The organism is Solilutibacter tolerans (assembly GCF_900155935.1).
GTDB classification, from domain to species: domain Bacteria; phylum Pseudomonadota; class Gammaproteobacteria; order Xanthomonadales; family Xanthomonadaceae; genus Solilutibacter; species Solilutibacter tolerans.
This window is the reverse complement of the sequence record NZ_FTLW01000001.1, coordinates 509225-527182: the sequence shown is the minus strand read 5'-3', so window position 1 is coordinate 527182 and position 17958 is coordinate 509225. Positions and strand designations below refer to the sequence as shown.

The 17958-nt window shown below is 61.2% G+C and carries 20 protein-coding genes; 9 read left to right on the top strand and 11 right to left on the bottom strand.

The window, feature by feature from the left end:
• Positions 1–2: 2 nt before the first annotated feature.
• The 3 genes from gorA to BW989_RS02545 form a co-directional block, all read right to left on the bottom strand.
• Entirely contained in the window at positions 3–1361 is a 1359-nt protein-coding gene (gorA, locus tag BW989_RS02555) for a glutathione-disulfide reductase (RefSeq protein ID WP_076585005.1), read from the bottom strand.
• Positions 1358–2614: an NAD(P)/FAD-dependent oxidoreductase gene (locus BW989_RS02550; RefSeq protein WP_076585003.1), complete on the bottom strand. Its 1257-nt coding sequence runs from the start codon at positions 2612–2614 to the stop codon at positions 1358–1360. The genes gorA and BW989_RS02550 overlap by 4 nt, the downstream gene beginning before the upstream one ends.
• Before the next feature lie 105 nt (positions 2615–2719).
• A complete protein-coding gene (locus BW989_RS02545) occupies positions 2720–3199 on the bottom strand; it encodes an FKBP-type peptidyl-prolyl cis-trans isomerase (RefSeq protein ID WP_076585001.1) in 480 nt (159 codons plus the stop codon).
• 80 nt (positions 3200–3279) lie between these two features.
• On the opposite strand from BW989_RS02545, the gene BW989_RS02540 reads away from it, so the two are divergent.
• Positions 3280–3816, top strand: coding sequence for a C40 family peptidase (locus BW989_RS02540; RefSeq protein WP_129582790.1), 537 nt, complete (start codon positions 3280–3282; stop codon positions 3814–3816).
• 159 nt (positions 3817–3975) lie between these two features.
• A complete protein-coding gene (locus BW989_RS02535) occupies positions 3976–4623 on the top strand; it encodes a C40 family peptidase (protein WP_129582789.1) in 648 nt (215 codons plus the stop codon).
• A 76-nt stretch (positions 4624–4699) separates the two neighbouring features.
• Here BW989_RS02535 and BW989_RS02530 read toward each other — a convergent pair whose 3' ends face one another.
• Both BW989_RS02530 and BW989_RS02525 read right to left on the bottom strand, forming a co-directional pair.
• Positions 4700–5197, bottom strand: a complete 498-nt coding sequence (locus BW989_RS02530; protein WP_076584999.1) for an acyl-CoA thioesterase — start codon at positions 5195–5197, stop codon at positions 4700–4702.
• Between the two features lie 34 nt (positions 5198–5231).
• A complete protein-coding gene (locus tag BW989_RS02525; protein ID WP_076584997.1) occupies positions 5232–5579 on the bottom strand; it encodes a GFA family protein in 348 nt (115 codons plus the stop codon).
• Positions 5580–5681: 102 nt separating this feature from the next.
• On the opposite strand from BW989_RS02525, the gene BW989_RS02520 reads away from it, so the two are divergent.
• Positions 5682–6170 carry an NUDIX hydrolase gene (locus BW989_RS02520; RefSeq protein WP_076584995.1) on the top strand — a complete coding sequence of 163 codons (489 nt, stop codon included), beginning with the start codon at positions 5682–5684 and terminating at the stop codon, positions 6168–6170.
• Positions 6171–6182: 12 nt separating this feature from the next.
• Here BW989_RS02520 and rnk read toward each other — a convergent pair whose 3' ends face one another.
• From rnk to BW989_RS02500, 4 genes are all read right to left on the bottom strand, one after another.
• Positions 6183–6593: a nucleoside diphosphate kinase regulator gene (rnk, locus tag BW989_RS02515; RefSeq protein WP_076585303.1), complete on the bottom strand. Its 411-nt coding sequence runs from the start codon at positions 6591–6593 to the stop codon at positions 6183–6185.
• A 62-nt stretch (positions 6594–6655) separates the two neighbouring features.
• Positions 6656–6922 (bottom strand): DksA/TraR family C4-type zinc finger protein, encoded by a 267-nt coding sequence (locus BW989_RS02510; protein WP_076584993.1) that lies wholly within the window; start codon positions 6920–6922, stop codon positions 6656–6658.
• A 99-nt stretch (positions 6923–7021) separates the two neighbouring features.
• Complete coding sequence (locus BW989_RS02505; RefSeq protein WP_076584991.1) at positions 7022–7489, bottom strand: ferritin-like domain-containing protein; 468 nt, start codon at positions 7487–7489, stop codon at positions 7022–7024.
• A 49-nt stretch (positions 7490–7538) separates the two neighbouring features.
• Positions 7539–8870, bottom strand: coding sequence for a dicarboxylate/amino acid:cation symporter (locus BW989_RS02500; protein ID WP_076584989.1), 1332 nt, complete (start codon positions 8868–8870; stop codon positions 7539–7541).
• A gap of 100 nt (positions 8871–8970) precedes the next feature.
• On the opposite strand from BW989_RS02500, the gene BW989_RS02495 reads away from it, so the two are divergent.
• From BW989_RS02495 to BW989_RS02485, 3 genes are all read left to right on the top strand, one after another.
• Positions 8971–10689 (top strand): alkaline phosphatase, encoded by a 1719-nt coding sequence (locus BW989_RS02495; protein WP_076584987.1) that lies wholly within the window; start codon positions 8971–8973, stop codon positions 10687–10689.
• A 114-nt stretch (positions 10690–10803) separates the two neighbouring features.
• Positions 10804–11592, top strand: coding sequence for a 3-hydroxybutyrate dehydrogenase (locus tag BW989_RS02490; RefSeq protein ID WP_207551608.1), 789 nt, complete (start codon positions 10804–10806; stop codon positions 11590–11592).
• Between the two features lie 166 nt (positions 11593–11758).
• Complete coding sequence (locus BW989_RS02485; protein WP_076584985.1) at positions 11759–12940, top strand: patatin-like phospholipase family protein; 1182 nt, start codon at positions 11759–11761, stop codon at positions 12938–12940.
• Positions 12941–13131: 191 nt separating this feature from the next.
• Here the strand turns inward: BW989_RS02485 and BW989_RS02480 are convergent, their stop codons facing one another.
• Positions 13132–15084, bottom strand: a complete 1953-nt coding sequence (locus tag BW989_RS02480; RefSeq protein ID WP_076584983.1) for a TonB-dependent receptor domain-containing protein — start codon at positions 15082–15084, stop codon at positions 13132–13134.
• Positions 15085–15314: 230 nt separating this feature from the next.
• On the opposite strand from BW989_RS02480, the gene BW989_RS02475 reads away from it, so the two are divergent.
• Genes BW989_RS02475 through BW989_RS02465 form a run of 3 tightly spaced genes read left to right on the top strand, consistent with a single transcriptional unit; the run spans position 15315 to position 17482 of the window.
• Positions 15315–15569, top strand: coding sequence for a hypothetical protein (locus BW989_RS02475; RefSeq protein ID WP_129582788.1), 255 nt, complete (start codon positions 15315–15317; stop codon positions 15567–15569).
• Positions 15566–15847: a hypothetical protein gene (locus tag BW989_RS02470; RefSeq protein WP_076584979.1), complete on the top strand. Its 282-nt coding sequence runs from the start codon at positions 15566–15568 to the stop codon at positions 15845–15847. Before BW989_RS02475 ends, BW989_RS02470 begins: the two co-directional genes overlap by 4 nt.
• 12 nt (positions 15848–15859) lie before the next feature.
• Positions 15860–17482 carry a PepSY-associated TM helix domain-containing protein gene (locus BW989_RS02465; RefSeq protein WP_076585299.1) on the top strand — a complete coding sequence of 541 codons (1623 nt, stop codon included), beginning with the start codon at positions 15860–15862 and terminating at the stop codon, positions 17480–17482.
• A gap of 14 nt (positions 17483–17496) precedes the next feature.
• On the opposite strand, the gene BW989_RS02460 is transcribed toward BW989_RS02465, so the two are convergent.
• Complete coding sequence (locus BW989_RS02460; RefSeq protein WP_076584977.1) at positions 17497–17922, bottom strand: CopD family protein; 426 nt, start codon at positions 17920–17922, stop codon at positions 17497–17499.
• Positions 17923–17958: the final 36 nt, after the last annotated feature.

Genomic DNA, 17958 nt, shown 5'->3' with positions numbered 1-17958 from the left:
ACTCAAATCAATACCAACTCTTCCGCACTGGTCGGATGGATAGCCAAGGTGTCATGCAGGTCGCGCCGGGTGATGCCCTTGCGCATCGCCACGGCAAATCCCTGCAGAATTTCGTCGCTACCCGGGCCGATCAGATGCAAGCCGATGACACGCTCGTCGTCGCCCACGCACACCAGCTTGAACAGACAGCGCCGATGTCCATCGGACAAGGCCTGCAGCATCGGACGGAAGTCGGCGCGATACACCTTGACCGCATCGCCATGCCCTTCGCGCGCAGCCTCTTCCGACAGCCCAATACTGGCGATGGGCGGATGTGCAAACACCACGGTCGGCACAAGTGGCAACTCCAATCGTGAGTCAGTATCGCCGCCGTACAAGCGATCCATCAGGCGACGGGCCGCCGCGATGGCCACCGGCGTCAGTGCAGGTTGCGCAGTGACATCCCCCACCGCAAACACATCCGCACGCGATGTCGCCTGCCAGGCATCGACTTCGACCTGTCCACGCTTGTTATGGACGATACCGGCTTCCTCCAGCCCCAAGCCATCGACATTCGGGCCACGCCCGGTCGCGAACAGCACACGATCAAACGGGCCGTGGCGGGTGTTGTCGCCGGTAATGGCTTCGACCGCGCCTGGCTTTCCTTCCAGCGCGGTTGCTTCGCAGTCGAAATGGAGATCGATGCCGGCTTGGCGGAACGATTCGGCCAGCTTGCCGGTGATTTCCTGATCGAAGCCAGCCAACAAACGTGACTGGCGAACGAACAGCGACACACGGCTTCCCAACGCCTGCAGTACGCTGGCCAACTCCACGCCGATGTAACCCCCACCGACGATCGCGATGCGCGACGGCGGCGCAGTGAGGGCGAAGAAGTCATCCGACACACCGCCAAGCTCTACGCCCGGAATATCCGGCTTCAAAGGGTGGCCGCCGGTCGCCAGCAGGATGCGTGGCGCGCGCCAACTGGAAGTGCCCGCATGCACCACGCCCGGCTCACTACTCAGACTGCCACGCTCGGGGATCACCACGATGCCGGCAGCCTCGAGTCGTTTGCGATACGCAGCGTGGATGTTCTCGATGTAGCAACTGCGCCGCAGCAGCAATTGCTCCCAAGACAACGGCGTTGACTCAGGCAGCTCGAAGCCGAAGCCACGTGCAGCGGCCAGATGCTCAGCCAAATCAGCCGCCAGCCACATCGCTTTTTTCGGCACGCAGCCGACGTTGACGCAAGTACCACCGAGCGCGCCCGGTTCCAGCATCGCCACCTTTGCGCCGTGGGAAGCCGCGCGGAATGCACCTGCTAGCCCGCCGCTACCGCCGCCAATGACGATCAGGTCGAAGTCTTGTTCCGATGGGCTCATGCAAATCTCTCCGGCGTGAAAGGGGCCGGATTGATCGCGGTCTCGCGTCCGCTGATCAGGTCAGCCAATAGTTGCCCCGTGCCTGCACTCATCCCCATCCCCATCATCCCGTGACCGGTCGCCATCCAGCCGTGACGACGGCCGGGGATGCGCCCGATCAAGGGCACGTCGTCCAGCGACATCGGCCGCCATCCACTCCAGCGCTCACGCACGACCGGGCCGACCGGGTGATGCAGAAACTCGGCCGCGCCACGCTCGAGCGCACCCAACCTGCGCTCGTTGAGACTGTCATCAAAGCCAGAGAACTCCATGGTGCTGCCAAGACGGTAGCCGTCGGCCCACGAGGTGACACACACCGAGCGATCACGCAGGATCACCGGGCGTTTGGGCACCAGCGGTGGGCGATCGTAGGTGATGGAATAGCCCTTGCCCGGCTGGATCACCGAACGCAACCACGGCGCGCCGATTTGTTTCGCCAAACGCGGCGACCAGGCCCCCAGGGCCAACACGAAATCACGGCTTTGCATCACCCCCTGTGACGTATGGACGATGTTGCCGTGGTCGGTTTCTTCAAGGCTCTCCAAAGCGCATTGTTCGATGATGTGGCCACCACGCGCACGCACGGCCTCGGCCAGCGCGCGAACGTAGGCATCCGGGCGGAACATCGCATCGCCAGAGAACCGCACCGCACCTGCGATTCCGGGTTTCATCGCCGGTTCCTGCCGCTCGTACTCGACGCCGTCGATGACCTCGACCACGATGCCCAGCTCTCGCAGCAGCGGCAATTCGTGCTGCTCTTCCTCAAGACCACGCGGATTTCGGAACACGTAATCCTCGCCGCTTTCGACGAACCCGCATGACAAGCCAAAGCGCTCGACCCAATCCTGAATGCGATCGCGCGAATCCTGCAGCAAGCTGTGTTTGGCGAAGGCACTGCGACGCCAATCGCGCGCATTGCAGCGCAGACCAAAGCGTAGCAACCATCGCCACAAATTCAGGTCCATGCGTGGATGCACGTACAGCGGCGCGTCGGGGGTCAGCATCCATCCCAACGCCTTGGTCACCATGCCTGGCGCGGCCAAGGGCGGTGCGTGACTGGGTGTGATGGTCCCGCAATTACCGTGCGATGTTCCCGCGCCTACGTGGGCAACATCGATAACCGTCACCGATCGCCCGGATTCGAGCAACGCCAACGCACACGAAAGGCCAATGGCACCCGCACCCGCAACGATCACGTCAGCATTCGCATTCATCCCTGCAGTGTAGCGATGAAGCCGCGGCGTTCGTAGCGACCACATCGGGATTCCGCGCGTGAAAAAGCCCGCTTGCGCGGGCTTGGTCTTGTCAACGTGGCGAGCTCAGTGCTCGTGGCCACCATCGCCATGCACATGACCGTGCTCGATCTCTTCCGGCGTTGCTTCACGCACGTCGACCACTTCGATGTCGAACTGCAGATCCTTGCCGGCCATCGGGTGGTTGAGGTCGATGTCGACGGTGGTCATGCCGACCTTCTCGACGGTGACCGCACGCGGCCCGAAGTTGGTGTTGAGTACCACTTGCATGCCCGGCTCAAGCTTGGCGCCCTGGAAGTGCTTCTTCGGCACACGCTGGGAAAGACCCTCGCGACGCTCGCCGTAGGCTTCGGCAGCCGGGACGTCCACACTAAATTTTTCGCCCGCCTCGCGGCCTTCCAGCGCCTTCTCCAGGCCAGGAATGATGTTGCCGTGGCCGATCAGGATCGCCAAAGGCTCGCGATCATGGGAGTTTTCCACCGATTCCTTCCCCTGTTCAGCCACGGAATAATGGAAACGAACGGCACGGTCTTTTTCAATCTTCATTAGATACTCGCAGTAAACACTTGAAATTCAAGGAGTGATTGGTTCAAACTCCGGCCAACTAGCGCCATAGGGGAACCGTGATGTCCACGCATTATCCCGCCCGCACCGTCCGCATGCCAGCGCCGGGGCGGTATCGCACCATATTCTTGGCCGCCTGCCTGTCGACAACTCCTGCTGCATGGGCGGCAGACGAAGCACCTGCTGCGCCGGACCCAGCCAATGTGTCCCAGGCTGTGCAAGCCAACGATGTCCTGATCCGCGCCATCAGCCTGGTTGGTACGCCCTATGTCTGGGGCGGCAATACCCCGGAAAGCGGCTTCGACTGCAGCGGGCTGGTGAATTACGTGTTCCGCGACATGCTCAACCTGCGACTACCCCGCACATCGCGCGAATTGTCAGCGCTGTCCGCCCCGGCTGTGGATTCAAGCGGCTTGGCCACGGGCGATCTGGTGTTCTTTGCCAGTGGCGGACAGGTCAGCCATGTAGGCATCTATGTAGGTGATGGGCGATTTGTGCATGCCCCGCGTACTGGTGGGGTTGTCAGGTTGGAGCGCCTGGACGGGCGTTACTGGCAGCAGCGCTATGCTGGTGCACGCCGAGTATTGGCCGGTTTATGAATGCGGGCTGCGTGAAGCCCAAGTGATCGGATTGTGAGGGCAGAGTCAATTTTCGTGCAGTCAGTCACGAAAATTAACTAATTTTTAACGAAATTAGAACATTCTGATCCGTGTGGACGGGCACACTCACCGCTGGTTTAGCACAGTGAAGACCGCGTGATGAAGTTAGAGCTTCTCCACGGCCGCTCCGGCGCCCTCCGCAACACCCACAAATTCGCGTTCCGTCTCTCCAGCCTGATGCTGATGGCCGCCCTGTCGGCACCGGCATTCGCTGACAGCGACCTGCCTGCCGTCCGCAGCACTGACGTGCAGACGATTTCCACCTCGACCACCCATAACTCGGTGCTCTCGGGCCTCGACAACACCACTCTTCCGCAAGACCTGGCGATGATGCCGTCCGGCCCGGCCGCGGCTACCGCATCCAGCGCAAAGGAAGGTCGCGTCCAGCAGCTCTTGAAGCGCGCCCTGACGCTGCTCGGCACCCCCTACCGCTGGGGCGGCACCACCACTGCCGGCTTCGACTGCAGCGGCTTGGTGGGCTACGTGTTCCGGACCGCGCTCGGCATCGAGTTGCCGCGTGTATCGCGCGAGATGGCCACTCGTGGCGAAAGCGTTCGCCGCGACCAGCTGATCGAAGGCGACCTGGTGTTTTTCAGCCGTGGCAAAGTGGTCGACCACGTTGGCATCTACATCGGCAACAACCAGTTCGTGCATGCGCCGCGCACCGGCCGTGACGTCAGCGTCTCCAAGCTCGAAGGCTACTGGTCCCAGCACTTCGTGTCTGCGCGCCGCGTCGCCGGTATCTGAGCGCCACAACATCCAGACATGCAAAGGCCGCCCACGGGCGGCCTTTTTCATTGCGATGTTGAATCCGGGATCGCGCTCAATCCTTGTCCATGTCCGCTTGGCGATAACGCTCGATGGTCTGCTCGATGCCCTTGCTGAGGTCCATCACCTTGAGCGCGTATTCGGCCAGGCGCTGATCCTCTTCCGTTTCCTGAGTCAGCGGCGGCACCGGCGCCGGTTTGCCATCCACACCATCCAGCGCGACGAACACGATCACGCAGTGCGTGCACAGGCGCTCCTTGCCGCCCATCGGGTCGCGCGCGTTGACATCGACCGCGAAATGCATGGAGCTGGTGCCGGTGTAGACCAATTTGGTGGTGATGGTGACCAGGTCACTGGTGCGGATTGGCGCGACAAAACGAATGCCGCCGACCGCCACCGTCACGCTGTATTTGCCACTCCAGCCGACCGCCGCCGCATAGCCGGCCTGATCGATCCACTTCATCACCACCCCACCGTGCACCTTGCCGCCGTAATTCACATCTGTAGGCTCTGCAAGGAAACGCAGGTTGAGTTCGCGCTGACTTCCGCTCATCGGTATATCCGCTTGGTGGGTGAGGTGGATGCGCTCACAGCGAGCGGCCATCGACGGGCTTGCGCTTGATCGCGTCGAGATCGACATCTTCGAGGCAGCGCACGTTGATCGCTGCCATCTTCTTGCCATCCGCCCCCTGGCCGAAGCCGAAAGGTGCGCAGCCGCAGTTCGGGCAGAACTTGTGCTCGATGACATGCCTGTTGAAGGTGTAGGTGGACAGCGCCGCTTCGCCATCTGTAATGGTCAACGCCTCCTGCGGTACGAACCACAGGAGATACCCCTTGCGCTGGCAGTGCGAGCAATTGCATTCCATCGCTGCGGGGATCTCGCCCGCCTCCACGGTGTAGCGGGTTTGGCCGCAATGGCAACTTCCGGAATGCATGGCCTTTCCTGTTGTCTGGATTAAAGGGGATGTTGGCTGTGGACACGTTAACGCAATGCCTGCATCGCAGCGTGCCACGGCGCGCTCACTTACACTAGCGCGATGCCTTACTCACCGATCATCGGCACCCTCGGTTACATCCTCTCACCCGACCGCCAGCACGTGCTGATGGTTCATCGCAATGCGCGCAAGGACGACGAGCATCTAGGCAAGTACAACGGCCTGGGCGGAAAGCTCGAAGCCGACGAGGACGTGATGGCCGGGATGATTCGCGAGATCCGCGAGGAAGCCGGCATCGAATGCACCGCGCTGTCGCTACGTGGCACGGTCAGTTGGCCGGGCTTCGGCAAGAACGGCGAGGATTGGCTCGGCTTCGTCTTCCTGATCACCGCGTTCGAGGGCGAGGCCTACAGCGAGAACCCGGAAGGCCCGCTGGAGTGGGTGTCTCTCAGCGACCTCTACGACCTGCCGATGTGGGAAGGCGACCGCTACTTCTTGCCACTGGTGTTCGATGACGATCCCCGCCCGTTCCACGGCGTGATGCCGTACAAGGACGGCCGACCGGTGCGTTGGGCATTCAGCCGCCTGTAGGACGGCGGCGGCTTAGCCGAGATCGCGGCCTTCGGCCTCGGGCTGCTCCAGCACCTGCAGCAGGCGCAGCTCCGACATGCGCCCGCCGGGCATCGGCCACTGGATGGTCTGGCCCACCCGCAGGCCCAGCAACGCACTGCCGACCGGTGCCAGGATGGAGATACTGTCGGGCTGTCCCGCCTGTTGCGGATACACGAGGGTGAGCTCGAAGGTCTTGCCCGAGGCGTCTTCGATGAATTTGACCCGCGAATTCATCGTGGCGACATCGGGCGGGACCAGCCGCGGCTCGACCACCTCCGCGCGCTCCAGCTCCACCCGCAAGGCATCCAACCCCGGAATGCCCCTCGTTGAGGGGGAATCGAGCAGCGCGTCCAGGCGGTCGGCATCGACGCGGGTGATAAGGATGGGGGGCAGCGTGGACACGAGCAACTCCAAGGGAACGGGCCGAAACGACCAATGTGGCAGCTTTGCCTGCGAAAGCAAGCTCAGCGCAGCTGCGAGTCCTTGCTCCCGCGACGGTTATAGCCAGCGTTGCTAGCCTCATCCGCGTCGTGGGCTTCCTGACAAGGCACGCACAGGCGCACGCCCGGCACGGCCTTGCGCCGCGCCTCGGGAATCTTCGCGTCGCATTCTTCGCAAGCAGCCAGACTCTCGCCTGTGGGCATGCGACTGCGTGCACGCTTGATCGCGTCTTTCACCGTCGCGTCGATTTGATCCTGCACGGCGCCATCGCCGGCCCAACCGGTGGCCATGTCGGTTCTCCACGTGATCTGCAAAAAGAAAGGCGAAGGATCGCGCCTTCGCCTTCCAATATCGGGCCATGTTCGCCGCGGTTCAAGCGGCAGACGCAATCACTCGCTGAACGCGGCGATCTCGCCCGGACGACGCAGCATCTTGTTCACTTCGTCGGCGTGCAGTTCTTCGTTCTCGATCTGCTGGCGCGCGTATTCCTCCAGCAACACCGATTTGCCTTCAACCAAAGCCAGCAGATCGTAATAGGCGTTGAGCGCCTTCTCCTCGTGCGCCAGGCTCTCGCGCAGCATGTCGCCGATGTCGTGCTGCTCGGTTTCAAGCAGCGGCCCGATTTTCAGCGACGGATGGCCGCCGAGCAACGTGACCAGTTCGCCAGCCTTGTGGGCATGCGCCAGGCTTTCATCGGCATTCGACTTCATCCACGACACGATCGGGATGCGGCCGTAGCCGTACACCATCAAGGAGTAATGGGTGTAACGCACCACGCCAGCAAGCTCCAACTCCATGATGGTGTTGAGGGTCTCGATGGCCTTGTTCTTGATGGCCGGATCAATGGTTCTGCTCATGGTGTCTTCCTCCGCATCACTTTGGTGTTGATGCGGAGGATTATGCGGATTACTCGCGAGACGTGACGGAATGCGAATCCGTCTCGATTCCCACGTTGGTGGATGCCGCATCAAACACACCTTGATCCAACATGCCGGTTTCTTTCGCCACCAGCACCGGCACCAGCACCTGCCCGGTCACGTTGGTCATCGTGCGCATCATGTCGAGTACGCGATCGATGGCGTAGAGATAACCGATGGTCTCGAGCGGCAAACCGGCGGCGGACAACACCACCGTCGCCATCACCACTGCCGTGCCCGGCACACCTGCGGTACCAAAGCTGCCCAATACCGATGCCAGCGCGATGATTACGTACTGATTGAGCGACAAATCGATACCCATGTACTGGCTGATGAACACGGCGGCCAACGCCGGGTAGATCGCGCCGCAGCCATCCATCTTGATGCTGGCACCGAGCGGCACTGCAAAGCTGGCGTAATCCTTGTTGACGCCCAGGTTATGCGTGGCCGAGCGCAGACTGGCCGGCAACGCCGCAAAGCTGGACGAGGCGACGAACGCGATCTGCATCGCCGGTGCCGCGCCGCGGAAGAACTTGAGCGGGTTGAGGCCATGCGCCAGCAGCAAGCTGGTGTACACGACGACGATCTGAATCGCACAGGCGATATACAGCGCGATGACAAAGTTGCCCAGCGGCAACAACTTCTCGAAACCATAGGCGCCGACCAACGCGGCGATCAAACCGAATGTGCCGAAGGGGGTGAACTCCAGCACGTACTTGGTGATCTGGATCCAGATGTCGCTGAACTGACTGGCCAGCTTGCGCGCCTCGGCCACCTTCTCGCCCAGCTTGACGATGGCAAAACCTATCAGGCCGGCGACGAAGATCACCGGCAGGATCGAGCCCTTGCCAGCGGCCAGCACGGTCTCGCCAGCCGCATTGGTCGTCGTGCCGATGCCCGTCAGCGCATGAAAGACGTTCGCCGGCACGATCCCCAGCAACACGTTGAGCAGGCTGGGCACCTCGCGCGGTTTGTAGTCGGTGTCGACCGTCAGCGCCTCCACCCCCGCACCGGGCTGCATCACCAAACCCACGCCCAACCCGACGCACACCGCCAACACCGCCGTGATCGCGAACCACAGGAAGGTGCGTCCGCCCAGCGCCGCCATCGATTTCTGCCCGGACAGGGCCGAGACCGCGCTGATCACCGCGAAGAACACCAGCGGCACCGCGATCATCTTGATCATGGTGACGTACAGGTCGCCCAGCCAGCCAAACCAGGTCTCGGCATTCGGCCCGAACGCCCAGCCGGCCAAGGCACCGAGCACGAAGCCCAACACCACGCGCTTCCAGAATTTGATGCGGAACCACCAATCGAACATCGGGATTTCCCGGGGCAAAGATCGATGGACGATACCGCAGCCATCGGGGCGCCACAAAGCCCACGCATAATGGGGCCTCATATCGTCATGCCCAGAATCGATGCCACGTCACAGTCTGCGTCCCGCCCTCATCGCCCTGCCGGTGGTCCTCTTGGCCGCCTGCACCACCCACGGCCCAGCCAGTCCTCCACCCGCAGTATCGACATCGATCAAGGTGGATGTCCCTTCGATCCAGCGCCCCACCGGTGAAACAGCCGCGTGGTGGTTCAGGAACGGCGCCGCCCAAGCGGCAGAACGCGGCGCCATGACCGGCCGGGCGAAGAACCTGATCCTCATCGTGGGCGATGGCATGAGCCTGCCGACGGTCGCTGCCGCCCGCATCCTGGAAGGCCAGCGCGCCGGCCACCCCGGCGAGGAGCAGAAGCTGGCCTGGGAGGAGTTTCCCGCCACTGCACTCAGTCGCACTTACAACACCAATTCGCAAACCCCGGACTCCGCCGGCACCATGTCAGCGATGGCGACGGGCGTGAAGACACGCCTCGGCGTTCTATCGATCGGCCAAGAGGCGCCGCGCGGTGATTGCAGCGCCGCACGCAACGCGCCGGTGATGTCGCTGTGGGAGCTGGCCGCGGCAAGCCAGATGGCCACCGGCGTTGTGACCACCACCCGCGTGACGCATGCCACCCCCGGCGCGACCTTCTCGCATTCGGCTGACCGCAACTGGGAGAACGACAGCGACCTGCCTGCGGAGGCAAAAGCCGCCGGCTGCATCGACATCGCCCGCCAACAGATCGAATCGCCCTATGGCAACGGTCCAGACGTGTTGATGGGCGGTGGTCGCAAGAGTTTCCTGCCCACCGATCAACGTGACCCCGAGCACGAGGACAAGGTAGGCGAACGCCTGGACGGCCGCGATCTGATCGCCGAGTGGAAGCATCGCCACCCGACCGGCGCCTATGTCTGGAACAAGACGCAGTTGGATGGCGCCCCAGCCGATGTGCCGCTGCTGGGCCTGTTCGAGCCCGACCACATGAACTACGAGCACGACCGCGCCACGGACAAGGGGGGCGAGCCTTCGCTGGCCGAGATGACCCGCGCGGCGATCACCCGGCTGCAGCACAACCCGAACGGCTATGTTCTGTTGATCGAAGGCGGGCGCATCGACCACGCGCATCACGCTGGCAATGCCTTCCGTGCGCTGACCGACACCATTGCACTTTCTGATGCGGTGCGCGTTGTGGCCGAGATGACCAACCCCGATGACACCTTGATTCTGGTCACCGCCGATCATGCCCACACGATGAATTTCGTCGGCTATCCGACACGCGGCAACCCGATCCTCGGCAAGGTCAAGGGCGGTAGCGGCGAGGACGGCGATCCGGCCCGTTACGCCTTGGATGCGACCGGCCTGCCCTACACCACGCTCAATTACGCCAATGGCCCGGGCTATGTCGGCGCGACTGACCAGCAGCAAGAGGGCCCAAAGAACGCCCGCTTCGACTCCAGCGGTTGGCAGCAAGCCGCGAATGGCCGACCCAACCTGACCGATGTCGATACCGAGCACCCGGACTACCTGCAGGAATCGATGGTGCCGATGCGCGCGGAAACCCATGGCGGCGATGACGTCGGCATCTGGGCGCGTGGCCCGGGCAGCTTTGCCGTGCGCGGTAGCGTGGAGCAGAACACCATTTTCCATTTCCTGCTGCAAGCGAATCCGCGTTTGCGCAAGGTCTTGTGCGATGCCGGCTACTGCAGCGCCCAAGGCGTGCCACAGGACTTGCCGGATTTACGCAAGTTCGAGACGCCCATCGGCCGCTGATGGCCATTTGGACGATGTCGCATCAACACGACATCGCTGATGATCGGGGCATTCACACCGCCCTATCATGCGGCGCGCCATGATTGCTGCATCGCACCAAAGGAGTTTTCCATGATGAACATCCCATTGAACGGCAAGGTCTGCGTGGTTACCGGCGCCGCCAGCGGCATCGGCAAACGCATCGCCGAGGTCTACGCCCACAACGGCGGCAAGGTGGTCATCGCCGACCTGAAGCTTGATGCGGCCGAGGCCACCGCGCAGGCCATCCGCGATGCGGGCGGCGAAGCGCTGGGTGTGGAGATGGATGTCACCAATGAACAGCAGGTCGTCGATGGCATTGCCAAGGCGGTCGCGACCTTTGGCCAGGTGGATGTGCTGGTGTCGAACGCCGGTATCCAGATCATCAACAAGATCACCGACTTCAAGTTCGAGGACTGGAAGAAGATGCTGGCGATCCATCTGGATGGCGCATTCTTGACCACCCGCGAATGCATGAAGGACATGGAGCGCCGCAAGGCACCGGGCGCGATCATCCTGATGGGCTCGGTGCATTCGCATCTGGCCTCGCCACTGAAGGCACCTTACGTGACCGCGAAGCACGGTCTGTTGGGCCTGGCCCGCACGATTGCCAAGGAAGGCGGCCCGCTGGGCATTCGCTCCAACGTGATCTGCCCCGGTTTCGTGCGCACGCCGCTGGTGGACAAGCAGATTCCGGAGCAGGCGAAGGAATTCGGGATCAGCGAGGACGAGGTGATCAAGAAGATCATGTTGAAGGACACGGTCGATGGCGAGTTCACGACGGTGGACGATGTGGCGAATGTCGCGCTGACGCTGGCCGCGTTCGAGACGAATGCGCTGACGGGCCAGAGCATCGTGGTGAGCCACGGTTGGTTCATGCAGTGATGCGTGCAAAGCATCGCAACTATGCACCTTGCGCAGTTGAGGCATGTGACCGGCGCTCGTGCGCCGCTCAGGCTGCGCTTCCTGCTCCGATTCGCGGGCGCGCGCCGTCCTTGGCGCGCTCGCACGAGCGCCGGTCACACGCCTCTTTGAGCGCTGTTGCTATCTGATGACGAACCGCAAGTCTCTCATCGATAAAGTTGCCCAGTACCCCGCCGTTGCATTGGTACTTCAGGGCGGTGGCGCGTTGGGCTCCTATCAGTGCGGCGTGTATGAAGGCTTGCACGAGGCCGGCATTCGCCCCAACTGGTACGCGGGCATTTCGATTGGCGCGATCAACGCGGCGATCATCGCCGGCAACGCGCCCGACGATCGTATTCCCCGCCTGCGCGAATTCTGGGAAACCGTGTGCGAGCCCGGCGGCGCGTTGACCATGCCGGCCACCGCCATCCGCCAGTGGTTGTCATTGGCACCCATGAATCCAATGCTGGAAGCTTGGGCGGCATCGATGAGCGCCGTGGCCGCACTCTGGCAGGGCCAGCGCGGCTTCTTCGAGGCGCGCACCGTCTCGCCCTTCCTGCTGCGTGATGGAAGCGACGCCGCGACCAGCTTCTATAACACCGCGCCATTGCGAGTCACGCTTGAACGTCTGATCGACTTCGACCGTATCAACCGCGATGACAGCATTCGGCTCACGGTCGGCGCCACCGATGTCGAAAGCGGCAACTTCCGCTACTTTGACAGCGCCGAGATGACCATTGACGCCGAGCACATCATGGCCTCGGGCGCGCTGCCGCCAGCCTTCCCGGCGGTTGAAATCGAAGGCCGCTGGTATTGGGATGGCGGCATCGTCTCCAATACGCCGCTGGAGCACATCCTCGACGAATGGCCGCGCAAGGACACCTTGGCCTTGCAGGTAGATTTGTGGAGCGCGAATGGACATAGGCCCCAGACGATGATGGATGTGCTCGAACGCGCGAAAGACATCCAGTACTCCAGCCGCACCCGCCACGGCACCGATACCGTGGCCCACACGCAGCGGCTACGCACTGCGCTGGGCGATCTGATACAGCTTTTGCCGGAGAAAAAGGTGCCGGATGAACTGGAAGAAGCCTTCGCTCCGTGGCTGGATGATCGCGTCTTCAACATCATCCAGCTTATCTATCAAGCCAAGCCGCACGAAGAACAGTTCAAGGACTACGCTTTCGGCGCACTGGCCATGAACGAACACTGGGACAGCGGCCTGCGCGATACCGCGATGACCTTGCAAAACCCGTCCTATTTCAACTTGCCCAATCGCGCCCTCGGTTATGCGGTGCATGATGTGCACCGGAAAGCGCAGAAATCTTGATCAAAACAGCTATTGCTGCCGCGCTGTTACCCCAAGCCAAGGGATTACGAGACGCGCAGCATACCCCTGACAACCAGCAGCGTTGCGCACGCACTCCATCAAGCCACGACGCCCTTGCTGGGTCATCGCTTGTTGCGTGCGTGTGATGGCCTGCAAAAGCCGGGCGCGCCTATGCACGCCCGGCACCAACATCAGAAGCGGAAAGTCAGGCTGGCCCACAGCCGACGGGCCTCATCGACGTACCAGTTGCCATCCAGGCCTTCAAAGCGGCCTCGCGGATCCACGGGCACGACGTTGTCGGTTGCATTCAATAGCGCCATATCCAGAGCCAGGTTGGAAGTGATATCCCAACGCATTCCCAGATCAAACGTCGTGGCCGCAGGTCGCGTACGCACATTGGTTGCGCCGTTGCGGAACCCCGCATAGCGCTGCTCGCCACCGTAATGCACCGACGCATTGAGTGATACCGCATCACTCATCACATAAGCCACATTGACGTGAGCCACATGCTCCGGCGTCATGTCCAACGGCTCACCGTCTAACGAGCCACCATCAAAAGCCGGCTCACCACCGCCATGACGCTCGGACTGGGTGAACGTGTAATTGCCGCCGACGCGCCAGCGCGCATTGGGCTGCCATTCGCCCGCCAACTCGACACCGCGCAAGCGAACACTGGAAATATTGTCGTAGACATACAAGGGACGCGCCGGGTTGACCGGATCAACCCCACCACTGCCATAGCTCACCACGCGATTCTCGAAGTCTGTATCAAAGAGCGTGGCGGAAAAACTTCCTGTCTCTGCATCCTTGCGAATGCCAACTTCAAACGTGCGGCTTTTCTCAGGTTCAAGATCTGGATTGCCGCACAACGGCCCGCGCACAAGCGCGCCACCGCCGGTGCTCATGCAATAGCCAGCCGTTGATTGGCGCAAGGTCGGCACTTTGAAGCCGTCTGCCATGCCGCCACGCAGGCTCCATCCCTCGGATAATTTGTAATTTGCATACAAACGCGGACTGAAGTGAGTATCGAAATCACCGGCCTTGTCTGCGCGCAAACCGCCCGTCAACTTCAGGCGTTCGGTTGCCTGGAATTCGTCTTCCGCAAATAGCGACCAAGTGCGGCGCCCTGCTTCATCCACATTACGGTAGCCGCTTACCATGTCCTGATTGCCGATGCCTTTCAGCCGCGCATCCATGTATTGCATGCCTGCTTTCAAGGTATGACGTTCACGCGGCATGGTCACCATTGCATCGAACACGGTATTGGTCAGTTCCGGCTGGGCGGCCGTACGCACACCTTGGGTCCAGCTTGTGTAGCGCGCCTGCTCCTGCATCAGGCTGAGATCAAGATTGAAGCGATCGAACTGACCGGCATATCCGACGCTAGCATTATGGCGCTCATGCAAATCACGGGTGAATGCACTGACCGGCGCACCGTCGGCCAGACTGAGGCCCGGACGCGCGGTGTATTGCAAACGGTCACTGCCGGCGTTGATCGTCAACCGTTGATACTCGGCCAACTGGATGTCGAAGCGCGTACCAAAATTGCGTTGGCGCGTGTCATCCGCACCAGAGGTGAAGCTGCGCGGGTAATAAATATCGTCCTCGTCACGACCGCGTGCACCGCCCCACGCTTGCCACGTCACATTTTTTGTCACCGGTCCGCCAAACGAGAATGAGGCGCTTCGCGAATTGCCATGCTCCTCGTGTTCGTTGTGGGTGCCCGCCAGCGTGACCGAACCCTGCCAATGGTCCAAGCGCTTGCGCATGATGACATTGATGACGCCGCCAATCGCATCCGATCCATACAGCGATGACATCGAACCACGAATAACTTCGATGCGTTCGATCGCATCCAGCGGCGGCAACAAGTTGGCCTGTACGCCGGTAGTGCCACGATTCATCGTCTCGCGTGTGCTTTGGCGCTTTCCATCAACCAGCAAGAGCGTGTATTCGCCGGGCATGCCCCGGATCAGGATATCGGTTGTACCTGGGTCATAGCCCTGCACCGAAACACCTTCGATATCGCGAACAGCATCGGCCAGGTTTTCGTACGGACGCGAACGCAGTTGCTCCGCCGTGATCACACTGATGCTGGCGGGAGCCTCGGAGATTACCTGCTCATAACCAGAGGCTGTGACCACGACATGGTCTAGTTTTTTTGCTGTCTTTTTGCTGTTCTTGTGAGGTGGATGCCGTGTTCTGCGCGTGCAGGGTGAGCGGAAGTGTACTGATCACGGCCATAAGCGCGATCGATAAAGGCCGACGTGGGAGAGCAATCATGATGTGAGCGTGGATGTGAATTCCCGGACATATTAATGCGAATGATTCTTGTTTGCTATAAGATGTTCACCACTTCCCGATGCGTCTCGCCATGCCTCTTGTCTTTCTTGCCACCGCGCTCGCTGCCTGGGCGCTTTATCGCAGCACGCATCAACACGCGCGTCGTTGGCGCTGGCCGGTGCCGGGCGCATTGACCGGGCTCGGCTGTTTTCTGCTGGCGTGGTTTGCTGCGACGCACTTCGCATCGGTGTCCGTGGGTTTCTTCCTCGCGTTGTCAGCATTGATGTTGATGCTGACGTTAGTGGCGCTCGTCGGCGGATGGCGACAACTTAGGGCGCAACGATGACCGCACGATCCACCCGTCCGCGTGACTGGCTTTCTTTGACTGCCGCCGCCCTATTTCCCAGCGCGACATTGGCGTTGGTGATGTCGGGGGTTTTTCAGTACATGGGCGGCGAAATGGCCTTGGACAAGAGCCAGGTCACCATGTGGATGGTGCCTCTGCTCTGGGCCGCCATCGCCTCGTGCGTATTCGCTACCCGCATCCCCGCACGCGCGTGGATATGGCTGGGCATCGCTAATAGTTTGGGCGTGATCGCGCTCGCCCTGTTGAGGATGACTTGAGTGGACGGTTACATGCTGCGTCGATTCAAGTCCTTGCATACATGGGCCGGCATCACGACTGGATTGCTGCTGTTCGTTGCTTTTTATGCTGGTGCTGCCAGCATGTTCAAGGCGCAACTGGATGACTGGGCCACACCATCATCGCATTCCCCTGCCGTTATAGATGATGCGGCGCGTGACCAGGTGGTGCGCGGCCTGCTGGCCAAACATCCCGATGTGACTAATGTCGTGGTACGCATGATGCCCGCGGCAAGGGCCCCGGCCACGGTCATGGCGCAAAGTGGCCGAGGTGAATCCTTGCAGCAACAGGCCGCGACACTAGATAGCCAAGGACACGTCCTGTTGGAACCCGCATATCCAACGCCCTTGGCCGATTGGGTGGATCGCATCCATCGCACCGGCGGACTGCCCGTCAGCATGGAGCGTGGCGTCTTGATCATGGGGATCGCGTCCGGTCTGTATGCCCTCGCCCTGGTCTCGGGGATTTTGGTGATGTTGCCTACCTTCCTCAACGATCTACTGGCGTTGCGCTTTCGCCGAGAAAACCCCAAGCGCGGCTGGCTTGATCTACATAATCTTCTGGGTGTTGCGAGCCTACCGTTTCACATCATCATGGCTGCAAGCGCGATGGTGTTCGCCTTCCACGATGTAATTTATGACGCGCAGGATCACAGCATCCATCGCGGCAGTCCGGTGGCCGGGGCGGCGTTTGCACCCTTCCCACCCTCCCCTGTCTTGCCTGCGCAGGTCTGGTTGCCTGACCAGATCAACGCGCGCTTGCATCAACTTGCGCCGGATTTCCAGGTAAGCGAGATCCAATATCGCGCCCAATCGCCCAATGCTCGCGGCGAGCGCAAGATCACTGCCTTCGTCAAAGGACATACGCCTAACCACTTTCTGCGCGGCGTCGACTTTGGTGCGGTGATGTTGGATGCAGGCGATGGCCGCGTCTTGTACAGCGGCTTCTTGCCGGGCCAGCAAGGCACTTGGTCACAGGCTGTTGCTTCATTTTTTGCGTTGCACTTCGGCAATTACGGTGGCAACCCGATCCGCTGGACATATGTGCTGCTCGGTGTGATCGGCGCGGCGGTGTTCTACACCGGCAATTTGTTGTGGATAGAAAGCCGACGCAAACGGCAACGCAAGAATCGTGCCGCAGTATTGCAGCCTCGCAAGGCTTCGATCATGGCCGCGGCAACGGTCGGCGTGTGTCTGGGCTCAGTTATCGGCATCTCCAGCACCATAGCGCTTGCTCATATTCAACCAGGCAATGCACCGGACGCCCTGATTCATCATCAACTGGCGTATTTTTTGCCCTTATTGCTGGCCGTAGTCTGGGCGTTATGGAGAAAGCCAGCACTCGCCGCCATCGACTTGCTAAGCATCGCCGCCATAGTGACGGCATTGATTCCTGCACTGACGATGCTCGATTACCTATGGCCCCGGATCAGCGTGCTCGAAGCAGGCCGGGATGGATTGGCAGTCGAATTGACTGCACTGGTGGCGGCTTCATTGATGTTGCTGTTGGCAAGGCTAAGTCGACATCGCGCAAAGTCCGCGCCGCATGACAGTGTGTGGGCTGCAGCTCATGCCCCGAAAATGGTGCATGAAACCGAGGCCAAATCCATTGCCTGATACCTTGGCTTCAATTACATCGGCTTGGCCAACACCAACCAGACGATCGCAATCAACAAAAGCACTGGCAGCTCATTGAACCAGCGCAGCGCGCGTGCACTGGGCAACAATCGCCCCTTTTCTATGCCCTTCAGCCAACGCCCGGCGACGATGTAATGCGCCAGCATGGCGATCACCAGCACCAGTTTCGCATGCAGCCAACCGCCACTGACGCCAAAGTGCAGCCACATGGCCAGGCCCAGCACCACGGCGATGCCGAACATGATGTGGCCAAAGCGATACAGGCGACGCCCCATCAGCACCAGGCGCTCACGCACCGCGCCGGCATCTCCCGCTTCCGCTATGTTCACCAGGATGCGCGGCAGGTAGAACACCCCGCCCATCCACGCCATGACGAAGACAAGATGGAACGTCTTGACCCACAAATAGGACGTGGACATCGATAACTCCTTGGACGAATCGGCTTAGGATGCCAT